This window comes from Pseudomonas sp. MYb13, assembly GCF_002980075.1.
Taxonomy (GTDB): domain Bacteria; phylum Pseudomonadota; class Gammaproteobacteria; order Pseudomonadales; family Pseudomonadaceae; genus Aquipseudomonas; species Aquipseudomonas lurida.
On record NZ_PCQI01000004.1, the window covers coordinates 397,323 to 418,078 of the forward strand.

The 20,756-nt window shown below is 60.2% G+C and carries 20 protein-coding genes; 19 read left to right on the forward strand and 1 reads right to left on the reverse strand.

Features of this window, described 5'->3' with window-relative positions:
• Nucleotides 1-5 precede the first annotated feature (5 nt).
• From fliH to flhB, 15 genes are all read left to right on the forward strand, one after another.
• Nucleotides 6-770: a flagellar assembly protein FliH gene (gene fliH, locus CQ002_RS11170; RefSeq protein ID WP_105162649.1), complete on the forward strand. Its 765-nt coding sequence runs from the start codon at nucleotides 6-8 to the stop codon at nucleotides 768-770.
• Entirely contained in the window at nucleotides 760-2,118 is a 1,359-nt protein-coding gene (gene fliI / locus CQ002_RS11175) for a flagellar protein export ATPase FliI (protein ID WP_034107950.1), read from the forward strand. Before fliH ends, fliI begins: the two co-directional genes overlap by 11 nt.
• A gap of 3 nt (nucleotides 2,119-2,121) precedes the next feature.
• Nucleotides 2,122-2,571 (forward strand): flagellar export protein FliJ, encoded by a 450-nt coding sequence (fliJ, locus tag CQ002_RS11180; protein ID WP_028617325.1) that lies wholly within the window; start codon nucleotides 2,122-2,124, stop codon nucleotides 2,569-2,571.
• 88 nt (nucleotides 2,572-2,659) lie between these two features.
• Nucleotides 2,660-2,965 carry an STAS domain-containing protein gene (locus CQ002_RS11185; protein WP_034107945.1) on the forward strand — a complete coding sequence of 102 codons (306 nt, stop codon included), beginning with the start codon at nucleotides 2,660-2,662 and terminating at the stop codon, nucleotides 2,963-2,965.
• Entirely contained in the window at nucleotides 2,962-4,680 is a 1,719-nt protein-coding gene (locus CQ002_RS11190) for a fused response regulator/phosphatase (protein ID WP_034107943.1), read from the forward strand. Before CQ002_RS11185 ends, CQ002_RS11190 begins: the two co-directional genes overlap by 4 nt.
• A gap of 30 nt (nucleotides 4,681-4,710) precedes the next feature.
• Nucleotides 4,711-5,058 carry an Hpt domain-containing protein gene (locus CQ002_RS11195; protein ID WP_025855872.1) on the forward strand — a complete coding sequence of 116 codons (348 nt, stop codon included), beginning with the start codon at nucleotides 4,711-4,713 and terminating at the stop codon, nucleotides 5,056-5,058.
• 877 nt (nucleotides 5,059-5,935) lie between these two features.
• On the forward strand, nucleotides 5,936-7,276 hold the full coding sequence (locus CQ002_RS11205; RefSeq protein ID WP_034107941.1) for a flagellar hook-length control protein FliK: 1,341 nt from the start codon (nucleotides 5,936-5,938) through the stop codon (nucleotides 7,274-7,276).
• 175 nt (nucleotides 7,277-7,451) lie between these two features.
• Entirely contained in the window at nucleotides 7,452-7,952 is a 501-nt protein-coding gene (gene fliL, locus CQ002_RS11210) for a flagellar basal body-associated protein FliL (protein WP_105162648.1), read from the forward strand.
• 9 nt (nucleotides 7,953-7,961) lie between these two features.
• Nucleotides 7,962-8,930, forward strand: a complete 969-nt coding sequence (gene fliM, locus CQ002_RS11215) for a flagellar motor switch protein FliM (protein WP_010208755.1) — start codon at nucleotides 7,962-7,964, stop codon at nucleotides 8,928-8,930.
• A gap of 56 nt (nucleotides 8,931-8,986) precedes the next feature.
• A complete protein-coding gene (fliN, locus tag CQ002_RS11220; protein WP_033900765.1) occupies nucleotides 8,987-9,454 on the forward strand; it encodes a flagellar motor switch protein FliN in 468 nt (155 codons plus the stop codon).
• A gap of 1 nt (nucleotide 9,455) precedes the next feature.
• Nucleotides 9,456-9,899: a flagellar biosynthetic protein FliO gene (fliO, locus tag CQ002_RS11225; protein WP_034107935.1), complete on the forward strand. Its 444-nt coding sequence runs from the start codon at nucleotides 9,456-9,458 to the stop codon at nucleotides 9,897-9,899.
• Nucleotides 9,899-10,642, forward strand: a complete 744-nt coding sequence (gene fliP, locus CQ002_RS11230; RefSeq protein WP_016976565.1) for a flagellar type III secretion system pore protein FliP — start codon at nucleotides 9,899-9,901, stop codon at nucleotides 10,640-10,642. Before fliO ends, fliP begins: the two co-directional genes overlap by 1 nt.
• A gap of 4 nt (nucleotides 10,643-10,646) precedes the next feature.
• A complete protein-coding gene (gene fliQ / locus CQ002_RS11235; RefSeq protein WP_010208761.1) occupies nucleotides 10,647-10,916 on the forward strand; it encodes a flagellar biosynthesis protein FliQ in 270 nt (89 codons plus the stop codon).
• A gap of 4 nt (nucleotides 10,917-10,920) precedes the next feature.
• Nucleotides 10,921-11,706: a flagellar biosynthetic protein FliR gene (fliR, locus tag CQ002_RS11240; RefSeq protein ID WP_034107933.1), complete on the forward strand. Its 786-nt coding sequence runs from the start codon at nucleotides 10,921-10,923 to the stop codon at nucleotides 11,704-11,706.
• A gap of 3 nt (nucleotides 11,707-11,709) precedes the next feature.
• Nucleotides 11,710-12,846 (forward strand): flagellar biosynthesis protein FlhB, encoded by a 1,137-nt coding sequence (gene flhB / locus CQ002_RS11245; RefSeq protein ID WP_105162647.1) that lies wholly within the window; start codon nucleotides 11,710-11,712, stop codon nucleotides 12,844-12,846.
• Nucleotides 12,847-13,020: 174 nt separating this feature from the next.
• Here flhB and CQ002_RS11250 read toward each other — a convergent pair whose 3' ends face one another.
• The gene (locus CQ002_RS11250; protein ID WP_105162646.1) at nucleotides 13,021-16,191 is read right to left on the reverse strand and encodes a hypothetical protein; all 3,171 of its coding nucleotides are present in this window, start codon (nucleotides 16,189-16,191) and stop codon (nucleotides 13,021-13,023) included.
• A 396-nt stretch (nucleotides 16,192-16,587) separates the two neighbouring features.
• Here CQ002_RS11250 and CQ002_RS11255 point away from each other — a divergent pair, with 396 nt between their 5' ends.
• From CQ002_RS11255 to flhF, 4 genes are all read left to right on the forward strand, one after another.
• Nucleotides 16,588-16,788, forward strand: a complete 201-nt coding sequence (locus tag CQ002_RS11255) for a cold-shock protein (RefSeq protein ID WP_034107929.1) — start codon at nucleotides 16,588-16,590, stop codon at nucleotides 16,786-16,788.
• Between the two features lie 44 nt (nucleotides 16,789-16,832).
• Nucleotides 16,833-17,036: a cold-shock protein gene (locus CQ002_RS11260; protein WP_034108509.1), complete on the forward strand. Its 204-nt coding sequence runs from the start codon at nucleotides 16,833-16,835 to the stop codon at nucleotides 17,034-17,036.
• 271 nt (nucleotides 17,037-17,307) lie between these two features.
• On the forward strand, nucleotides 17,308-19,422 hold the full coding sequence (gene flhA, locus CQ002_RS11265) for a flagellar biosynthesis protein FlhA (protein WP_155003103.1): 2,115 nt from the start codon (nucleotides 17,308-17,310) through the stop codon (nucleotides 19,420-19,422).
• Nucleotides 19,423-19,434: 12 nt separating this feature from the next.
• A complete protein-coding gene (gene flhF / locus CQ002_RS11270) occupies nucleotides 19,435-20,751 on the forward strand; it encodes a flagellar biosynthesis protein FlhF (protein WP_034107925.1) in 1,317 nt (438 codons plus the stop codon).
• Nucleotides 20,752-20,756 lie beyond the last annotated feature (5 nt).

Here is a 20,756-nt window from a genome sequence, read left to right on the forward strand (position 1 = left end):
CTCTCATGTCGAACAAAGATGAGGCGCCCAGCGATCTGATTCGCGCACGGGACGTCGGTGGGTTCGACATCTGGTCGTTGCCCAGCTTCGATCCGCATGTGCCCGAGCCTGAGCCCGAGCCGGTTGAAGAGCCGCCAGCAGAAATGGAAGAAGTGCCGCTGGACGAAGTCCAGCCACTGACCCTTGAAGAGCTGGAAACCATCCGCCAGGAGGCCTACAACGAAGGTTTTGCTGCTGGCGAAAAAGACGGTTTTCGCAGCACCACCCTCAAGGTGCGCCAGGAAGCCGAGGAGGCACTGAGCCTCAAGCTCGCCAGCCTGGAACGCTTGATGGGGGTGTTGTTCGACCCGATCGCCGAGCAGGACTCGCAGATCGAAAAAGCCATGGTCGACCTGGTGCGGCACATCACTCGCCAGGTGATCCAGCGCGAGCTGACGCTGGACTCCAGCCACATCGAAAGCGTGATGCGCGAAGCCCTCAAGTTGTTGCCCCTGGGCGTCGGCAATGTGCGGCTGTACATCAACCCCCAGGACTTCGAACAGGTCAAGGCCTTGCGCGAGCGGCATGAAGAAACCTGGCGTATCGTCGAGGATGCCTCGCTGCAGCCCGGTGGTTGCCGCGTCGAAACCGAACACAGCCGCATCGATGCCACGGTGGAGACCCGCATCAGCCAGATCATGGCCAAGCTCTTTGATCAACTTCACGAACAGGCCCTGCACCCGGCAGAGCCCGACCTGAGCGTGGACCTGGACGCCCCCGATGCGCCTTGATCGCACCAGCTTCGCCAAGCGCTTGAGCGGTTATACCGAGGCCACCGAATTACCTGGCCAACCGATCCTCGAAGGGCGCCTGTTGCGCATGGTCGGCCTCACCCTCGAAGCCGAAGGCCTGCGCGCCGCCATGGGCAGTCGCTGCATGGTGATCAACGACGACAGCTACCACCCGGTGCAGGTCGAAGCCGAAGTGATGGGCTTTTCCGGCAGCAAGATTTTCTTGATGCCCGTGGGCAGCCTGGCGGGCATCGCCCCCGGCGCCCGCGTGGTGCCATTGGCCGACACCGGCCGCCTGCCGATGGGCATGGGCATGCTTGGCCGCGTGCTGGACGGCGCCGGTCGCGCGCTGGATGGCAAGGGCGGCATGAAGGCTGAGGACTGGGTGCCAATGGACGGCCCCACCATCAACCCGCTCAACCGTAACCCGATCAGCGTGCCGCTGGACGTCGGTATCCGCAGTATCAACGGATTATTGACGGTCGGCCGCGGTCAGCGTCTGGGCCTGTTTGCCGGTACCGGCGTGGGTAAGTCGGTGTTGCTGGGCATGATGACCCGCTTCACCGAGGCTGACATCATCGTGGTGGGGCTGATTGGCGAGCGGGGTCGCGAGGTGAAGGAATTCATCGAGCATAGCCTGGGTGAAGAAGGCCTCAAGCGCTCAGTGGTGGTCGCCTCCCCAGCGGACGATGCGCCGCTGATGCGTTTGCGTGCTGCCATGTACTGCACGCGTATCGCTGAATATTTCCGCGACAAGGGCAAGAACGTCCTGTTGCTGATGGACTCGCTCACGCGTTTCGCCCAGGCCCAGCGGGAAATCGCGCTGGCCATTGGCGAGCCGCCGGCTACCAAGGGTTACCCACCGTCGGTGTTCGCCAAGTTGCCCAAACTGGTGGAGCGTGCCGGTAATGCCGAGGCGGGCGGGGGTTCGATCACCGCGTTCTACACCGTACTGTCCGAAGGCGATGACCAGCAGGACCCCATTGCCGACTCGGCACGGGGTGTGCTCGATGGTCACATCGTGCTGTCGCGGCGTTTGGCCGAGGAAGGGCACTACCCGGCTATCGACATCGAAGCGTCCATCAGCCGGGTGATGCCGGCGGTGGTCACGCCTGAACACATGGCTCGCGCGCAACAATTCAAGCAATTGTGGTCGCGCTACCAACAGAGCCGCGATCTGATCAGCGTCGGCGCCTACGTGGCGGGCGGTGATCGCGACACCGACTTGGCCATCGCCCTGCAGCCGCAGTTGGTGACCTACCTGCGCCAGGGGCTCAACGACAAGATCAGCATGGGCGAAAGCGAAGCGCACCTGCAGTCGATCTTCGCCCCCGCACCGGGCGGCTAAGCCATGGCCAACAGCCGCGCAGCGCGCCTGGCCCCGGTGGTGGACATGGCCGAAAAGGCCGAGAAAACCGCCGTCCAGCGCCTGGGTTATTTCCAGGGTCAAGTCCGTTTGGCGGAAAGCAAACTGGGCGACCTGGAGCGTTTTCGTGGCGAGTACCAACAGCAGTGGATCGAACGCGGCAGCAAGGGCGTTTCCGGCCAATGGCTGATGGGCTACCAGGGCTTCCTCAACCAACTGGAAACTGCCGTTGGCCAGCAACGCCAAAGCCTGGCGTGGCACCAGAACAACCTCGATAAAGCGCGCGAGAGCTGGCAAGCGGCATTTGCTCGAGTCGAAGGCCTGCGCAAGCTGGTGCAGCGCTACATCGACGAAGCCCGGGCGCTTGAAGACAAGCGTGAGCAGAAGCTGCTCGACGAACTGTCCCAGCGTCTTCCGCGCCAATCCCAGTTCTAACCCGCTCCTTCAATTGATCTGAGTTGTTGCTCAGAACCGGTTCGCCTGCTAAACCTTGTGTCATTGCCAATGACAAGGAAGCAGTCGCATGTCAGTCGAGTCAGAAGTATCCCTGGATGGGACCAAATTGACGATCGCCATAAGAGGCCGGTTCGATTTCGGCAGCCACCAAGCGTTTCGCGATGCCTACGAGCGTTACTATAAAGTGCCTGAGTTGTACGTCGTCGACTTGAAGGAAACCACCTACATGGACAGTTCGGCCCTGGGCATGCTCCTGCTGCTGCGTGATCACGCCGGTGGCGACGAGTCGCAAGTCAGCGTAGTCAACAGCAACTCCGATGTGCGCAAGATCCTCGCCATCTCCAACTTCGACAAACTGTTCGACATCAGTTGAGCGTCCTGGCCCCGGTTCTTGAACCGCTGACGATCCTGATCGCCGAAGACAGTGCCGCCGATCTGCTGTTGCTGTCGACCATCGTGCGGCGTCAGGGCCATCAGGTACTCACCGCCACCAACGGCGCTGAAGCGGTGGAGGTGTTTACCCGCGAGCGTCCGCAGCTGGTGTTGATGGACGCGCTGATGCCGGTGATGGACGGCTTTGAGGCGGCGCGCCGGATCAAGCAATTGGCGGGTGAAGAATTGGTGCCGCTGATCTTCCTCACGTCGCTGCGCGAGAGCGAAGCGCTTGCCCAGTGCCTGGATGCTGGCGGCGATGACTTTTTACCCAAGCCCTATAACCAGCTGATCCTGGCCGCCAAGATCAATGCCATGGATCGCCTGCGTCGGTTGCAGGCCACGGTCTTGCAGCAGCGCGACCTGATCGCCAAGCATCACGGCTATCTCCTGCATGAGCAGCGGGTGGCCAAGGCGGTGTTCGATAAGGTCGCGCATTCCGGTTGCATCAATGCCGCGCCGAATATCCGCTACCTGCAATCGCCCTATGCGCTGTTCAATGGCGACCTGTTGTTGGCGGCCTACACCCCCTCTGGCGATATGCACGTGCTGCTCGGAGACTTCACCGGTCATGGCTTGCCGGCAGCGGTGGGGGCCATGCCCCTGGCGGAAGTGTTCTACGGCATGACCGCCAAGGGTTACGGCCTGGCACAGACCCTGCGGGAGATGAACGCCAAGCTCAAGCGCATCCTGCCGGTGGACATGTTCTGCTGCGCCACCTTGCTGTGCCTGAGCACGCAGCGGCGGGTGGTGGAGGTGTGGAACGGCGGCATGCCCGATGGTTATGTGCATGAAGTCGCCACCGGCAAGCGCACGCCGCTGGCGTCACGGCATTTGCCGTTGGGGGTGCTGTCGGCCGAAGCCTTTGATGATCGCACCGAAGTCTGGCCCATGGCGTTGGGCGATCGGGTGTTCCTGCTGTCCGATGGGGTGTTGGATACCGCCGATGCCAATGACCAGTTGTTCGGCGCCGAACGCTTGCAGCAGGTGTTCGCCGACAACCGCGAGCCTGACCGTTTGTTTGAAGACATTGAACGGGCCCTGGCGGCCTTTCGAGGCGAGGCGCGGGATGACGTGAGCATGGTGGAAATCACCCTGCACACCGGCCAGCAACTGCGTGCCACCGGGCCGTTGTATGCCGACAGCGGGCAGTCGTGCCCGCTGGATTGGTCGGTGAGTTTCGAATTCCGTGCCGAGACCCTAAAGCGTTACAACCCCTTGCCGTACCTGCTGCAGCTATTGCTGGAGATCCACGGCCTGCGGGAGCAGAGCGGGGCGCTCTACAGCGTGATGGCCGAGTTGTATTCCAATGCCCTGGAGCATGGCGTGCTGGGCCTGGATTCACGGCTCAAATGCGATGCACGAGGGTTCGCCGAGTATTACCGCCAGCGTAATGACCGCCTGGCGCAGCTCAATAGCGGCTACATACGCGTGCATGTGCAGGTCGTACCGACCGAGGCAGGCGGCAAGCTGACCCTGCGCGTCGAAGACAGTGGCCCGGGGTTCGATGTGGAGCAGGTGCTGGCGCGGCCCCTGGGTATCGACCGCCTGTCTGGCCGGGGCTTGAGCCTGGTGCGTCAGTTGAGCAGCGATGTACGCTGGTCCGATGGAGGGCGCAGTGTCTGCGTGGAGTTTTCCTGGGGCGCTCTGGCATAATTCGCCGATTCTTGATCAAGGAGCGAGCAAGTGGTTGATCTACATCTGGACCCGCAGGTGCTGTCGGGTTTGCAGGAAGTCATGGAAGGCGAATATCCCAAGTTGCTCGATACCTTTCTCGATGATTCCCAAAAGCGCGTCGAAGCGCTGCGCAAGGCCAGGGATGATGCGAAGGCGTTGGGAAGGATTGCGCATAGCTTCAAGGGGAGCAGTGGGAACTTGGGGGCGGTGCGGTTGGCGCAGTTGTGTCAGCGGTTGGAGGTTGAGTCGGTTGAGTCTGCGGTTGGTGATCTGGGGGAGCTGGTCGATCAGATTGATCGGGAGTTTGCGTTGGTGAAGCCGTTGTATGAGTCGGAGCGGCAGCGGTTTCAGGTTTGATTGTGTACATATCCGTTTCTTCGGTAACGGCTACTTATGGTTCCGCTCTTACAGCGGGTCACTTTTTGAAGAGCGCAAAAAAAACCAAAAACGCTTCGCCCCAACACTCGGCACCTCGCCTAGGCTCGGTGTGCCCTCACTCCGGCTTGAATCCGTGGGCCGCCGCCACGCGCCATCCATGGCGAGGGGCGGCTAACCCGGCGTCCTGCCGGGTTACCCACGGATTCAAGCCTGCGTTCGGCCAGCGTGTTTGACGGGGCGCTCCAGATCAAGATCAAGAGCGACTCGCTTCGCATCGTAGATACGCTTTTTGTTCTGTCTAGCCGCCTTACTGTGTTGCCGCCTTACTGTGGCGAGCGGGCTTGCCCCGCGTTGGGCTGCGAAGCAGCCCTAAAACCAGTGAGCGCGCCGCGTTTATCCTGGTTTCCCGCGTCATCGTTAACGACCTTCGCGGGCAAGCCAGCTCCACAGGGGAACGCGTACGCCTCAACGATCCGGTCGGCTACCAGGCCGCCGCGCTTTGCTTTTGATTTTGAACTTAGGCGCCCCGTCAAACACGCTGGCCGGAATTCGGCAGGGATTTGGGGGGTAAACCGGCAGGGATGCCGGTTTAGCCGCCCCGCGCCATGGAGGGCGCGTGGCGGCGGCCCCCCAAATCCCTGTCGGATTACGGGCACACCGAGCCTAGGCGAGGTGCCGAGTGTTGGGGCAAGAGCGCTTTGGTTACTTTCGCGCTTTTCGAAAGTAACCCGCCGTAAGGGCGGAACCATAAGCCGCCGTTGCCCAAATAATGGATATACACACAAAACCTGGCCCGACTCTTGCTCTACCTCCAGATACTGCATCCCCGATCCCCATGCAGTGGAGACCTTTACCTATGCCAGTCGCCCCGAATTCGCTCCTTCAGGCTGCCCCCGCGGCCAAGCCTCAAGCGCCCGCCGCCAACTCACCGGCTGTGGCTGCGGACCCACGGGACAAGGGCCCTGGCTTCGCTCAAGTGTTTGCCAACCAGGCCTCCAAACCCACGGCGAAGGCCGACGACAACGCGTCCAAACCCACCGCGGGCAAGTCGTCCGACGCCAGCGCCAAGCCGGCATCAGGCAACGACAAGCCTGCCGCCAGCACGCCAGCGGTTGCCGATAGCGGCAATACCTTGCCTGCCAAGCCGCCGGCCAGTACCGACGACAGTGCCAGCAAGGATGACGACGCACCTACCGATCCGACGCTGGTGCAGCAGCCTCCCGCTGACCCGGTGGTCGACCCGGCATTGATTGCCGCCGTCACCCCGGTGGCGGTGCCGGTGCCGGTCGAGACCCCGGCGCCCGTCACCACCGCCAAGGATGAGAAAGCCCAGCCGGTGGCTGCAGCCCCGGTTGCCGCGACCGAGGAGGCCAAGCCGGCCTTCGACCCGGAAGCCGATCCCCTCGACGCCATGCCGGCCGTGCGACTGGCGATGGAGCAGGGCGGGCATGTGTCGGCCAGCAGTCAGGCTCCGGCGAAAACCGCGCCGGCGCCGACTCAGGATCAGCCGACCGCCGCGCAGAATTTTGCCGCCGGCCTGGCCAATATGGTCGACCAGCAAGCCACCAAGGACAGCACCGACCAGGGCGGCGACAAGGCATTCAGCGGGCTGATCGAGGACGGTCTCAAGGACCTGAAGAACGCCAGCAGCGATACCCGTGTGGATGACTTCGCCAATCGCCTGGCCGCATTGACCCAAGCCGCTACGCCGAAAACCGCCAACGCCTTGCCGCCCGTGGCCAATGCGCCGTTGGCCATGCACCAGAGCGGCTGGACCGACGAAATCGTCAACCGTGTGATGTACCTGTCCAGTGCCAACCTCAAGTCGGCGGAGATCCAGTTGCAGCCGGCTGAGCTCGGTCGCCTGGATATCAAGGTCAACATGACTGCCGACCAGCAGGCCCAGGTCAACTTCATGAGCGCCCACCCGGTGGTGCGTGAAGCGCTGGAAAGCCAGTCGGGCCGCTTGCGGGAGATGTTCGCCCAGCAGGGGATGGGCCAGGTGGACGTCAACGTATCCGACCAGTCCCGTGGCCAGGAACAACAGCAACAGCAGGCCCAGACCCGTGGCGTGAGCAGCAGCGGGGGGCGCGGCGGCGATAATGGCGACAGCGGCAACCACGCTGATGTGGCTGAAGCCGTGACGCCGGTGACGTCGACCGTGATCGGCTCCAGCGCGGTCGACTACTACGCCTGATCCCTGTCAAAACACGCTCAGTGTGGGAGCTGGCTTGCCTGCGATGGCGGTGAGTCAGCTCCCACAAATGATTGATGGTGTCCCTTCTTCCCCGGTTGCCAGACAACTCTGGCATAACACTTGCTCTTGCCTTTCCGTAGATCTATGAATTCCCGAATAGTGACGGATTATTGGCATGGCGAAGAGCGACGACGCAGCAAAAGCACCCGCAGGCAAAGGTAAGCTTAAGCTTATCCTGTTGATAGTCCTGGGCTTGCTCCTGGCCATCGGCGCCTCGATAGGCGGCACCTGGTACATCATGCACAGCAGCGCTAGCAAACCGGCGCCCGCCGCCGAAACCGCCAGCAACGTCAAGCAACCGGCAATCTTCGAGCCGATGCTTCCGGCCTTTGTCGCCAACTTCAGTCAGAACGGTCGCCAGCGCTACCTGCAGGTAAGCATCACCTTGCTGGCGCGCAACCAGTCGGACCTGGACGCCCTCAAGGTGCATATGCCAGTGATCCGCAACAACCTGGTGATGCTGTTCTCCGGTCAGAGCTTCGACACACTTGCCACCCCGGTGGGCCAGGAAATGCTGCGCCAGAAGGTCACTGCCAGCGTGCAGGAAGTGGCCCAGAAGGAACTCGGCAAAGTCGTGGTCGAGCAGGCGCTCTTCACTAACTTCGTATTGCAGTAGGATCACGACATGGCCGTGCAAGACCTGCTGTCCCAGGATGAAATCGACGCGCTGCTGCATGGCGTGGACGATGGTCTGGTACAGACCGAAATGGCTGCCGAGCCCGGCAGCGTCAAAAGTTATGACCTCACCAGCCAGGATCGCATCGTCCGTGGACGCATGCCGACCCTGGAGATGATCAACGAGCGTTTTGCCCGCTATACCCGGATCAGTATGTTCAACATGCTGCGCCGCTCGGCGGACGTGGCCGTGGGTGGCGTGCAGGTGATGAAGTTTGGCGAGTACGTGCACTCGCTGTACGTGCCGACCAGCCTCAACCTGGTCAAGATCAAGCCGCTGCGCGGCACCGCGCTGTTCATTCTTGACGCCAAGCTGGTGTTCAAGCTGGTGGACAACTTCTTCGGCGGCGACGGCCGCCACGCCAAGATCGAAGGCCGTGAGTTCACCCCTACCGAGCTGCGGGTGGTGCGCATGGTGCTGGAGCAGGCCTTCATCGACTTGAAGGAAGCGTGGCAAGCGATCATGGAAGTCAATTTCGAGTACATCAACTCGGAAGTGAACCCGGCCATGGCCAATATCGTCGGCCCCAGCGAGGCCATTGTGGTGTCGACCTTCCACATCGAACTCGATGGCGGTGGCGGCGACCTGCACGTGACCATGCCGTACTCGATGATCGAGCCGGTGCGCGAGATGCTCGACGCCGGCTTCCAGTCCGACCTGGACGACCAGGACGAGCGCTGGGTCAAGGCCCTGCGCGAAGACCTGCTGGATGTCGACGTACCGCTGAGCGCCACCGTGGCCCGTCGCCAGTTGCGTTTGCGCGACATTTTGCACATGCAGCCGGGGGACATCATCCCCGTCGAATTGCCGGAAGAAATGATCATGCGCGCCAACGGCGTGCCGTCATTCAAGGTCAAGCTCGGTTCCCACAAGGGCAACCTGGCGTTGCAAGTGGTTGAGCCGATCAACCGTCGCTGACTCAACCCGATGATGCATACCCTATTTATGAATGTTTGCTCCGCCGAGGACATGTAATGGCTACCGAACACGAAAACACTTCCGCCGAAGACCAGGCTCTGGCTGACGAATGGGCGGCTGCCCTGGAAGAAACCGGCGATGTTGGCCAGGACGATATCGATGCGCTGCTGGCGGCTGACGCTGCCACCGCGCCGGCTGGCAACCGCCTGCCCATGGAAGAATTCGGCAGCGTGCCGAAAAACAACGACCCGGTGACCCTCGACGGCCCGAACCTGGACGTGATCCTCGACATCCCGGTGTCGATTTCCATGGAAGTGGGCAGCACCGAAATCAACATCCGCAACCTGCTGCAACTCAACCAGGGCTCGGTGATTGAACTCGACCGCCTGGCCGGTGAGCCACTGGACGTGCTGGTCAACGGCACCTTGATCGCCCACGGCGAAGTGGTCGTGGTCAACGAGAAGTTCGGCATCCGCCTGACGGACGTGATCAGCCCGAGCGAACGCATCAAGAAGTTGCGCTGACATGAAGTATTCGATGGCGGGACTGTTTCTGGCGCTGCCATTGAGCGCCCTCGCGGCTGAGCCGGTCGCGCAGGCGACTGCCGCAGCGGCACCGGTGGTGAGCAGCGGCATCGGTGGGCAATTGACCCAACTGGTGCTCGGCCTGTTGCTGGTGGTGGGCCTTATTTTTGTGTTGGCCTGGCTGATGCGCCGCGTGCAGCGCGTCGGCCCGGGCAACGGCCAGGTGATCGAGATGATCGGTTCCCGTGCCCTCGGTCCGCGTGATCGGCTGGTGCTGGTGCAAGTGGGTGAGGAACAGATTCTGTTGGGCATCACTCCAGGGCGCATCACCCCGCTGCATGTGCTCAAGACTCCGGTGAACGTGGACCAGAGCCAGTCCGCCACGCCAGAATTCGCCCAGCGCCTGATGGAGTTGCTGGGCAAGGATCAGAAGGATAAGAAGTAATGCGCGTTTTATTGACGCTCATGCTGTTGCTGGCGGCGCCATTGGCGTTCGGCGCCGACCCGCTGTCGATCCCGGCCATTACGCTGGGCACCAACGCGGCGGGCGCACAGGAGTATTCGGTCAGCCTGCAGATCCTGCTGATCATGACCGCGCTGAGTTTTATCCCGGCGTTCGTGATGCTGATGACCAGCTTCACGCGGATCATCATCGTGTTCTCGATCCTGCGCCAGGCCCTGGGGCTGCAGCAGACCCCGTCGAACCAGATCCTTACCGGCATGGCGTTGTTCTTGACGCTGTTCATCATGGCGCCCGTATTCGACAAGGTTAACCAGCAAGCCCTGCAACCCTACCTGGCAGAGAAAATGACGGCCCAGGACGCGATCGACAAGGCCCAGGGCCCGATCAAGGATTTCATGCTGTCGCAGACTCGCTCCAGCGACCTTGAGCTGTTCATGCGCCTGTCCAAGCGGACCGACATCGCCACCCCGGACCAGGCGCCACTGACCATCCTGGTGCCGGCGTTCGTCACGTCGGAGTTGAAGACCGCGTTCCAGATCGGCTTCATGATCTTCATTCCGTTCCTGATCATCGACCTGGTGGTGGCGAGCGTGCTGATGGCCATGGGTATGATGATGCTGTCGCCGCTGATCATCTCGTTGCCGTTCAAGATCATGCTGTTTGTGCTGGTGGACGGCTGGGCGCTGATTATCGGCACCCTGGCCGGCAGTTTCGGCGGGGTATAGCGCGATGACGCCAGAAGTTGCTGTCGACCTGTTTCGTGAAGCGCTGTGGCTGACCACCGTGATGGTCGCCGTGCTGGTGGTGCCGAGCCTGTTGGTGGGCCTGCTGGTGGCGATGTTCCAGGCTGCGACGCAGATCAACGAACAAACCTTGAGCTTCCTGCCACGCTTGTTGGTGATGCTGGTCACCCTGATCGTGGCCGGCCCGTGGCTGGTGCAGACCTTCATGGAATACATCCTGCAGTTGTACGGCAGTATTCCGCAGTTGATCGGCTGACCTGATGCAGTCCTTGCTGGCATTGACCGACACCCAGATCAGCACCTGGGTGGCGTCCTTCATCCTGCCGCTGTTTCGCGTGACGGCGATGTTGATGGCTATGCCAGTGTTCGGCACCACCCTCGTACCACGGCGCGTACGCTTGTACTTCGCGGTGGCGATTACGGTGGTGATCGTGCCGGGGTTGCCGCCGATGCCGCCGGTCAACGCCATTGATCTCAGCGCATTGCTGCTGATTGCCGAGCAGATCCTGATCGGCGCGTTGATGGGGTTTTCCCTCACGTTGTTTTTCCAGGCGTTTGTGATCGCCGGGCAAATCATTTCGATCCAGATGGGCATGGGCTTCGCATCCATGGTCGACCCCACCAACGGCGTGTCGGCGGCAGTGATCGGGCAATTCCTGACCATGCTGGTGACCCTGCTGTTCCTGGCCATGAACGGCCATCTGGTGGCCTTTGAAGTGATGACCGAAAGCTTTACCACCTTGCCGGTAGGGTCGGGGCTGGTGGTCAATCACTTCTGGGAGGTCGTGGGGCGTCTCGGTTGGGTGTTGGGCGCCTCCCTGTTGCTGGTATTGCCGGCGATCACGGCGTTGCTGGTGGTCAACATCGCGTTTGGGGTGATGACCCGTGCGGCGCCGCAGCTGAACATTTTCTCGATTGGTTTCCCGTTGACCCTGGTGTTGGGCATGGGGATTTTCTGGATCGGCCTGGCCGACATTCTCAATCAGTATCAACCGCTGGCGACCGACGCCCTGCAGTTCTTACGTGATCTGGCACGGGCGCGCTGAGCCATGGCCGAGAGCGAGAGTGGTCAGGACAAGACAGAAGACCCCACGGAGAAACGCAAAAAGGACTCCAGGGAAAAGGGCGAAATTGCGCGCTCCAAAGAGCTCAATACCGTCGCCACCATGATGGCGGGTGCCGGTGCCTTGCTGATCTACGGCGGCGGCCTGGCGCTGGACTTGATGGAATTGATGAAGCACAACTTTGCCTTGCCCCGCGAAGTGCTGCTCAACCCCGACGCCATGGGCCAGTACCTGTTGCACTCGGGCAAGATCGCGATCCTGGCGGTGCAGCCGATCCTGATCACGTTGCTGCTGGCCGCGCTGATCGGCCCGGTCGCCCTGGGTGGCTGGCTGTTCGCCGCCAGTAGCATGGCCCCCAAGTTCAGCCGCATGAACCCCGCGGCCGGGCTCAAACGTATGTTTTCTGCCAAGGCCTTGGTGGAATTGCTCAAGGCATTGGCAAAATTCATCCTGATTCTGTTCGTGGCGCTGATGGTGTTGTCGTCCGACATCGACGACCTGCTGCGCATCGCCCACGAACCGCTCGAGTCGGCGATCATCCACAGCGTGCAGGTGGTGGGCTGGAGCGCCCTGTGGATGGCGGCCGGGCTGATCATCATTGCCGCGGTGGACGCGCCGATCCAGCTGTGGGAAAGCCACAAGAAGCTGCTGATGACCAAGCAGGAAGTGCGCGACGAGCATAAGGACCAAGAGGGCCGCCCCGAGGTCAAGCAGCGTATTCGCCAACTGCAGCGGGAAATGTCTCAGCGCAAGATGATGGCCTCGGTGCCCGACGCCGACGTGGTCATCACCAACCCGACCCACTATGCCGTCGCCCTCAAATACGACCCGGAGAAGGGCGGCGCGCCGATGTTGCTGGCCAAGGGCAGCGACTTTACCGCGTTGAAGATCCGCGAAATCGCGGTGGCCAATGACATCCTGCTGCTGGAGTCGCCGGAGTTGGCGCGGTCGATCTTCTACTCCACCGACCTCGACCAGGAAATCCCCGCCGGGCTGTACCTGGCCGTGGCCCAGGTGTTGGCGTACGTCTATCAGATTCGCCAATACCGCGCGGGCAAGGGCAAGCGACCGGATCCGCTGAAGGACCTGCCGATTCCGCCGGATTTGCGTCGGGATTCTTAATTCGTTGAGAAGGTTTTTATGTCGTGTGGCACGCATTAAGTTTGTTAGAGTTGCGTGAAGTATAATTTTTTAAAAAAACGAAGTGGTTGTGCAATTGCTTTTGTCACTTACGATGCATAAAACATGCCCGTATTGCTACGGGCGTTTTTATTTGGGGATTTAACAACGGGCTTTTTATTCGCGAGTGACTATAATGTTGTCAAGCTGAAAGTCGTTTCCTCCTTCTGTTCCGCTCCCCGAACCACGTTCTTGGTGGTTGTGGATTCTGATTGTATACTCCCCGCTTTCATTAAATGAGAAAGTATTTGCCAATGTCTTCCATTTGGCATCCCTTGGAACGGTATATCGCGGGATTATAGTCATGTTTGGGGCGAACACCTCAAGTATAGGTGCCACATTATCGCTATGAGGGCTGTAATTCAGTACGTCAAGGGTGAACCGGTATTGTTGGTTTTTGGTGAATGTAAAGTCCCTATACAGTACAGTCCCACTGTTGTCTGGATAGATTGTTATCACGTCCATTGTTCCTAGTCTGAAAATTGCATCTCTCCCTGCGGTGCCGATAGTCCATTCGCCGGATGTGCCATCATTAAAGTTGGTGATTGAGTCTAGCCAGTTATCGAAAATGTAGTGAGTGGGGGGGAACTCGATAGCTTTATCTCTGTTGGGGGTTGCGTCGAGTGCAACTTTAAAATCGAGCTGTATTCTTGCGCCTGCATCAATTTGGCTGAACCAGGTACGAATTGCTTCCTTGTCTTTTATCCCGGTACCAATCTCCGTAGATTTAACTTTGTAGTTTTTAAGTATATCCAAAGGCTCAATCCCAGCGCTGCTAAGAGTCATCCAGGCTCGCTGGTCAGCTCTTATTAATGGCCATGGTAGAACGCTGGCTTTTGGATTCTCCGTAAATGACGCTAAATTTAATGTGGCACCTGACACCAAGCCGTTGATAGTCGCTTGAGGTAGCGGATTTCCACCGGGGAGTTCGTGGAAGTTCAGAACCCGTAATTCCAGTACACCCGAGTCGTATACGGCACCCGCACGTGATACGTGATACTGAATTTTTAGAATCTCACCAATGTGATCGGCAATATTGGTATTGGAAACCGTGAAATCTACATACCCTTGACTAGGGTTTCCGGGTTTGGGCGTAATGATTGGTGCGGTCAAGCCTGGCTTCACGATGAGTTTCACTGTGATGTCATCGCTGGCGAACATTGGCGAATAGTCGACGCGAACGGTGAAAACCGGCGGGCTAACGACGTGGGTTGGGTTAAGCGTCGAGCTGGTCGGGCTCACGACGGTGGCTTCCAGCACGGTTGGGACGCCCAACTCAGGCGCACTGCCCACGTTCATGTCCACCTGATGAGAAAACCGTGTTGGCGCATGCAACCGCTCACGCGCGTAGTAGATACGCATCACGGTATTGGGCAGCACGTTCGCGCGCGGCAGTGTGAACGGAAGCGGGCGTCCTTCCCAAAAGTCCGTGATAGGGAAGGGTTGTAGTGTCGGCGTACCGCCTGGCGCATTGCCTAGGGCATACAGCCTTACGGTATCGCCCTCCTTGATATCGGTGTCTGGCTGAACCCGAACACTGGCATTGCCCAGTGAAACAGCAGGATCGAATTGATAGCCAGGCGCGGGCGCCTCCAGTACAAGTGGTTCAAGCAAGGAGGCCGCTGGCTGACCGACGTTGTATAGGTTGCCCCGGGACGCACGCACGCCGCTTTCGTTCTGGACGGTGTAGTAGATCTCCAGCGTGCCCCCCTCCAGCTTGTTAATGTCGCCAAGGGGGCCGTTGGAGATCAAGCGAATTCCCTCTCCATCCCCGGCAACATCTATATCTTCGCGGTAATAGGCGTTGCCATTGGCGTAGGTGCCGGCAAAGACCAGCGTTACCAGATCGAAATAGTTCTGACCCTGGTAGCTGGGGATCACCACATTGAAGAACAGCTCCTGAGGATTGAGCGTGTCGCCGGTGGCCTCGATCACATAAGGCGGCGCGAGGCCGACAGGCAGGGCAGTACCGATCACATCGACGATATTGCTGCGCGAGTTTCGATCAGGCACATCGCTGCGGATTCGTTTGTAGCGCAGCTGAAAGCGTCCGCCCACCAGTGCTTTGATATCCGCATTGGGAACAGGGACCGTGATGTAGACGGCGGTGGTAGAGGTCAGGGGCGCTGAGTCGTAGGTCGTGACAAGGGGCTCGCCCTCTACCGTACGGCCATTGACCGTGACCCGGATAATGTCGCCCAGGGCATAGCCATTGCCACTGATAAAAATGAACACATGAGCATCGCCCACCAAGGCATCGTGGTCCAGGATGTTCTCCGGTGCTTCCTGGACAAAGGTCATGGGCAGCAGTGGCTCGGAGCCGTCGTCCAACTGCACGTCAAGGATTTGTGCAGGTGACCAGCCATCGGAGTGGTTACCGGCTTCATCGACCACTTCATATTCGCAGACATGCGAACCACTGCCGATAGATGTCCAGGTCGATGTATTGACCATGATAACGATGTCACCGGCGCCGCCTGCTTCGGCCTCCGTCACGCTATGCACAACGATCACGCCGCCAATGCTCAGGCGAATCCGGTCGCGTGGCTTGCGAAAGGTGTCGTCGGGTAGCGCGGTATTGACGGGGTAGGGTTTGATTTGCACAGGGATGGGCGAGCCGATGTCCTCTTGGCCTACGCCAAAATCAATGAGGTGTTGTGGGAACACGGGCAGGGCCAGGTTTTCGTTTTGCACCGTGCTGGCGACCGGGTTTCTGCCGCCTGGACGCGCCAGGTCGATAAACAGGTTCAGGTGTAGCGTTTCATTAGTGCTGCCCCCCAGCCGAGTCAATCTTACGAAGACCGGGTTGGCAGGCCCATGAATGATTCGGGTGGGAGGCACGTACAATGGAATAGCGCGGCCGCTGTCGACATCGTCCTGGTTGATGGTGTAGCTGGCGACGGGATCTGACGGGTCCTTGAAAAACAATTCCAGATGGTCGAACTCGGCTTTATCCAGGTAGGGCATCAAAATGAATAACAGGCCTTTTTCCTTGTTGACCTCTACCCCGGCAATGTTGATTGCGCCATTAAAACTGACATAGGGCGCTCGAATGTTCGGAATGTAGTACGGCAGATCGGAGAACGGAACTGATTTGAATGAGTCGGTTGTCCTGGGGCGGCTTCCTGGTTGGGGTGGGACCAGGAACTTGCGGTTCACTAGCGATGGTGGCGCCGGAATATCGTCGGGATTCGCTACATGTTCCTGTTGGTTTACCACGAGGTTACGCGCTGGCGTATTCGAGGCATCTGGGCAAGCGGAAATGGGGAGATCCGAGTCTTTTTTCATGATGAGAGTCCTTTGCTGACATGAGCGTTACTGTCTGTACGCCCGAGACATTGAGCGGGCTGTAGCTGCAAAGAGGTGTAACACCGGCAGTATTTGGCAACTACCTGTGAGAAATGACAGTGCCGACCAGCGGTTGAAGTGAGGTGTTTGCTCGAACGCCTGTTTCGCCAAGGCGACGGTGGTGTTGCTCGAGGACCTGCTTGTTCCTCCGGATTCCCTGCGACATCGTCAACGACCCTCGCTGGCAAGCCCGCGCCTCCAGTAGGCGAGCGACCTGCCGTTCGTCGAAAGCCGTGCGCAAGCTGTCAACTTTGACAGTAGCCAGCGTCGCGTTCTTGCGGTTCCATGGCAGCACACACTGCGTACACGTTGTTATGAGATGCAGAAGGAGTGGTGATGGAAGCGTTGACGGGCACGATCAAATCCTACAGCCGAAAAACCGGGGAAGGCTTGATTGCACTGGATGGCGAGGACGAGCCTGTGCGGGTGGACCTCCACAGCTCGGCTGGGGTCTGGCTGAAGGAAGGCCTGCGCGTGCAGTTCGCGAGGATTCATCGACCCAAAGGCGTTTTTGCGTTTCGTATCAAGCTCATTTAGCGATGTTCGTAAGCGGCATCGAGCGAGAGATCAGGAGAACGGCAATGGCAACAGGTACTGTGAAGTGGTTTAACGCGGAGAAGGGCTTTGGGTTTATTGCTCCGGATGACAAAAGCGCGGACGTGTTTGTCCACTTTTCGGCCATCGCCGCCGCAGGGTTCAAGACCCTTGAAGAAGGGCAAAAGGTTGAGTTCGGCGTAACCCAGGGCCCAAAAGGGCTACAGGCCGCTGATGTGAAGCCGTTGTAGATAACCCTCGTGAGGCGTTGGCGCTATTGGTCTGGGGCCATCATGCGCCCGACCCGCCAATCACCAGCCCGTTCAATCAGCTGCGCAGCTGACTCAAGCGCATCAGTGCACTGGCGCAAGCCCAGGTTTGCCGCGGCGGACCGGGCCGGCGCCAGCGATCTACGGCCTGAAGCAAAAGTTGGAAGGCTTCTTGCAATACCGCCACCAGGACGCCTCCCGGCGTCAAAAGTTTGCTTCACGGTGACGAGGAATACTGGTGGAACGTTCTCAAATGCTCAGCACGGCCCGTGGCACCCTGACTGACCTCTCGCGGGGCAATCTGGGTGTGCCGTTGTTGTTGCTGGTGATGCTGGCAATGATGATGTTGCCAATGCCGCCGTTCCTGTTGGACGTGTTCTTCACCTTCAACATTGCCTTGTCCGTCGTGGTGCTGCTGGTCTGCGTCTACGCCTTGCGGCCGCTGGATTTCGCCGTATTCCCGACAATCCTGCTGGTGGCGACCTTGCTGCGCCTGGCGCTCAACGTGGCCTCGACCCGAGTGGTCATGCTCCATGGCCAGGACGGCCACGCCGCTGCCGGTAAGGTGATCCAGGCCTTCGGTGAGGTGGTGATCGGCGGTAACTACGTGGTCGGTATCGTGGTGTTCGCGATCTTGATGATCATCAACTTCGTGGTGGTCACCAAGGGCGCCGGGCGGATCTCCGAGGTGAGCGCGCGGTTTACCCTCGACGCCATGCCCGGTAAACAGATGGCCATCGACGCCGACCTCAACGCCGGCCTGATCGACCAGAACCAAGCCAAGTCGCGCCGCCTGGAAGTGGCCCAGGAGGCCGAGTTCTATGGCTCCATGGACGGTGCCAGTAAATTCGTGCGCGGTGACGCCATCGCCGGCCTGCTGATCCTGTTCATCAACCTCATCGGCGGCATGGCGGTGGGTATCTTCCAGCACGGCATGACCTTCGGCGATGCCGGCAAGGTCTATGCCTTGCTGACCATTGGTGACGGTTTAGTGGCGCAATTGCCATCACTGTTGTTATCTACAGCGGCGGCGATCATGGTGACCCGTGCTTCGGGCTCCGAAGACATGGGCAAGCAGATCAGCCGGCAGATGTTTGCCTCGCCCAAGGCCCTGGCCGTGGCGGCGGGCATCATGGCCATCATGGGGATCGTGCCGGGCATGCCCCATGTGTCGTTCCTGAGCATGGCGGCCATGGCGGGCGGCGGTGCCTACCTGTTCTGGAAAAAGCAGAATGCGGTCAAGGTCCAGGCCCAGCAAGAGATTGCGCGCCAGCAGGAACTGCTGCCATCCCCGGCTCGCGCCCAGGAAACCAAGGAGCTTGGCTGGGATGACGTCACCCCGATCGACATGATCGGCCTGGAAGTCGGCTACCGCCTCATCCCTCTGGTGGACCGTAACCAGGGCGGCCAATTGCTCGCGCGGATCAAGGGCGTACGCAAGAAGCTGTCCCAGGACCTGGGCTTCCTGATGCCCACCGTGCATATCCGCGACAACCTCGACCTAGCGCCGAGCGCCTACCGCCTGACCCTGATGGGCGTGATCCTGGCCGAAGCCGAGATCTACCCGGACCGCGAACTGGCAATCAACCCCGGCCAGGTGTTCGGTAGCCTCAACGGCATTACCGCCAAAGATCCGGCTTTTGGCCTGGACGCGGTGTGGATCGAAATCAGCCAGCGCAGCCAGGCGCAGTCGCTGGGCTACACCGTGGTGGACGCCAGCACCGTGGTCGCCACCCACCTCAACCAGATTCTGTACAAGCACTCCCACGAGCTGATCGGGCACGAGGAAGTCCAGCAATTGATGGGTTTGCTCGCCAAAGCCTCGCCAAAACTCGCCGAAGAACTGGTGCCGGGCGTGCTGTCGCTGTCGCAGTTGCTCAAGGTGTTGCAGGCGTTGCTGGCCGAGCAGGTGCCGGTACGCGACATTCGCAGCATTGCCGAGGCTATCGCCAACAACGCCGCCAAGAGTCAAGATACTGCCGCCCTGGTGGCCGCGGTGCGCGTCGGATTGTCCCGTGCAATCGTCCAAAGCATTGTAGGGATTGACTCCGAGCTGCCTGTGATCACCTTGGAACCAAGGTTGGAACAAATATTGCTCAATAGTATTCAGAAGGCGGGACAAGGCCAGGAAGAGGGCGTCCTGCTGGAGCCAAGCATGGCTGAAAAGCTGCAGCGCTCGTTGATCGACGCTGCACAGCGCCAGGAAATGCAGGGCCAACCGGTGATTCTGCTGGTGGCCGGCCCAGTCCGGGCGATGTTGTCGCGGTTTGGACGCCTGGCAGTACCGAATTTGCACGTTTTGGCTTATCAGGAAATTCCTGACAACAAGCAAGTGACTATCGTCGCGACAGTAGGGCCCAACGGCTGAGGGTAGTGGGTTATGCAAGTTAAGCGTTTTTTCGCCGCCGATATGCGTCAGGCCATGAAACTGGTTCGTGATGAGTTGGGCGCCGACGCCGCGATTATTGGTAACCGTCGTATTGCCGGCGGTGTCGAGCTGACGGCTGCCCTGGATTACACGCCTTCGGCCTTGGCGCCGCGCGTGCCGAACATGGAGCTCGAAGACGAGCTGCGCAAGACTGCGTCGCGGATTGTCTCGGCCCAGGCTGAACTGAGCATGCGTGGCGACAGCGATGCCACCACCAATCGCCAATTGTTCGCCGGCTTGCCGCTGACCGCGGCCGAGCCGCTGGTCGAACCTACGTTCAAGGAGCCGCCGCGCCCTGCTGCGCCTGCTCCGGCGCCGGCTGTCGACCCGCGTGTGTTCGACTCGATGCGTTTTGAACTCAATGGCCTGCGCGAACTGCTGGAAGTGCAGCTCGGCTCGCTGGCCTGGACGCAACTGCAAGGCAGCAAGCCGCAACAGGCCAACCTGTGGCGTCGCCTGCAACGCATCGGCCTGTCCGGCCCGTTGTCCCGCGACCTGTTGGCCCTGACCACTGAAATCGAAGAGCCGCGCCAGGCCTGGCGCATGTTGCTGGCCCACCTGGCGCGGATGATTGCCACCCCGGAAATCGAACCGTTGGAAGAGGGCGGTGTGATCGCCATGGTCGGCCCTGCCGGCATGGGCAAGACCACCACCCTGGCCAAGCTGGCGGCCCGCTACGTGCTCAAGTACGGCGCGCAGAATATCGCGCTGGTGAGCATGGACAGTTATCGTATCGGTGCCCAGGAGCAACTCAAGACCCTGGGCCGGATCCTCAATGTGTCGGTGACCCATGTCGACCCGGGCCAGTCCCTGGCCAACGCCCTCGACCCACTGCTGCGCAAGCGCGTGGTGCTGATCGATACCGCCGGCCTGCAAGCCAGCGATCCGGCGTTGCGCATGCAACTGGAAAGCCTGGCTGGGCGTGGCATCCGGTCAAAGAATTACCTGGTGCTTGCAACCACCAGCCAGAAACAGGTTCTTACCGCTGCTTATCATAGTTACAAGCGTTGTGGCCTGGCCGGTTGCATCCTTACCAAGCTCGATGAAACCGCGAGCCTGGGCGAGGTGCTGAGCCTGGCTATCAGTCATGAATTACCGGTCGCCTACCTGACCGACGGCCCGCGGATCCCGGATGATCTGCATCTGCCGCGCCGTCATCAGTTGGTCAGCCGTGCAGTCAGTGTGCAAATGCAAGACGAGCCTAGCGAGGAAGCGATGGCCGATATGTTCGCCGACCTTTACCACAGCCCGGCAAAGCGGGTGGGTTGAGTCAG

Excerpts from the sequence above, each read along its gene's own strand:
- fliM (WP_010208755.1), top strand. The coding sequence starts at position 7,962 with ATGGCCGTGCAAGACCTGCTGTCCCAGGATGAAATCGACGCGCTGCTG.
- fliJ (WP_028617325.1), top strand. The coding sequence starts at position 2,122 with ATGGCCAACAGCCGCGCAGCGCGCCTGGCCCCGGTGGTGGACATGGCC.
- CQ002_RS11185 (WP_034107945.1), top strand. The coding sequence starts at position 2,660 with ATGTCAGTCGAGTCAGAAGTATCCCTGGATGGGACCAAATTGACGATC.
- flhA (WP_155003103.1), top strand. The coding sequence starts at position 17,308 with ATGCTCAGCACGGCCCGTGGCACCCTGACTGACCTCTCGCGGGGCAAT.
- flhB (WP_105162647.1), top strand. The coding sequence starts at position 11,710 with ATGGCCGAGAGCGAGAGTGGTCAGGACAAGACAGAAGACCCCACGGAG.
- flhF (WP_034107925.1), top strand. The coding sequence starts at position 19,435 with ATGCAAGTTAAGCGTTTTTTCGCCGCCGATATGCGTCAGGCCATGAAA.
- fliP (WP_016976565.1), top strand. The coding sequence starts at position 9,899 with ATGCGCGTTTTATTGACGCTCATGCTGTTGCTGGCGGCGCCATTGGCG.
- fliH (WP_105162649.1), top strand. The coding sequence starts at position 6 with ATGTCGAACAAAGATGAGGCGCCCAGCGATCTGATTCGCGCACGGGAC.
- CQ002_RS11250 (WP_105162646.1), bottom strand. The coding sequence starts at position 16,191 with ATGAAAAAAGACTCGGATCTCCCCATTTCCGCTTGCCCAGATGCCTCG.
- fliQ (WP_010208761.1), top strand. The coding sequence starts at position 10,647 with ATGACGCCAGAAGTTGCTGTCGACCTGTTTCGTGAAGCGCTGTGGCTG.
- fliR (WP_034107933.1), top strand. The coding sequence starts at position 10,921 with ATGCAGTCCTTGCTGGCATTGACCGACACCCAGATCAGCACCTGGGTG.
- fliO (WP_034107935.1), top strand. The coding sequence starts at position 9,456 with ATGAAGTATTCGATGGCGGGACTGTTTCTGGCGCTGCCATTGAGCGCC.
- fliI (WP_034107950.1), top strand. The coding sequence starts at position 760 with ATGCGCCTTGATCGCACCAGCTTCGCCAAGCGCTTGAGCGGTTATACC.
- CQ002_RS11255 (WP_034107929.1), top strand. The coding sequence starts at position 16,588 with ATGGAAGCGTTGACGGGCACGATCAAATCCTACAGCCGAAAAACCGGG.
- fliL (WP_105162648.1), top strand. The coding sequence starts at position 7,452 with ATGGCGAAGAGCGACGACGCAGCAAAAGCACCCGCAGGCAAAGGTAAG.
- CQ002_RS11205 (WP_034107941.1), top strand. The coding sequence starts at position 5,936 with ATGCCAGTCGCCCCGAATTCGCTCCTTCAGGCTGCCCCCGCGGCCAAG.
- CQ002_RS11260 (WP_034108509.1), top strand. The coding sequence starts at position 16,833 with ATGGCAACAGGTACTGTGAAGTGGTTTAACGCGGAGAAGGGCTTTGGG.
- fliN (WP_033900765.1), top strand. The coding sequence starts at position 8,987 with ATGGCTACCGAACACGAAAACACTTCCGCCGAAGACCAGGCTCTGGCT.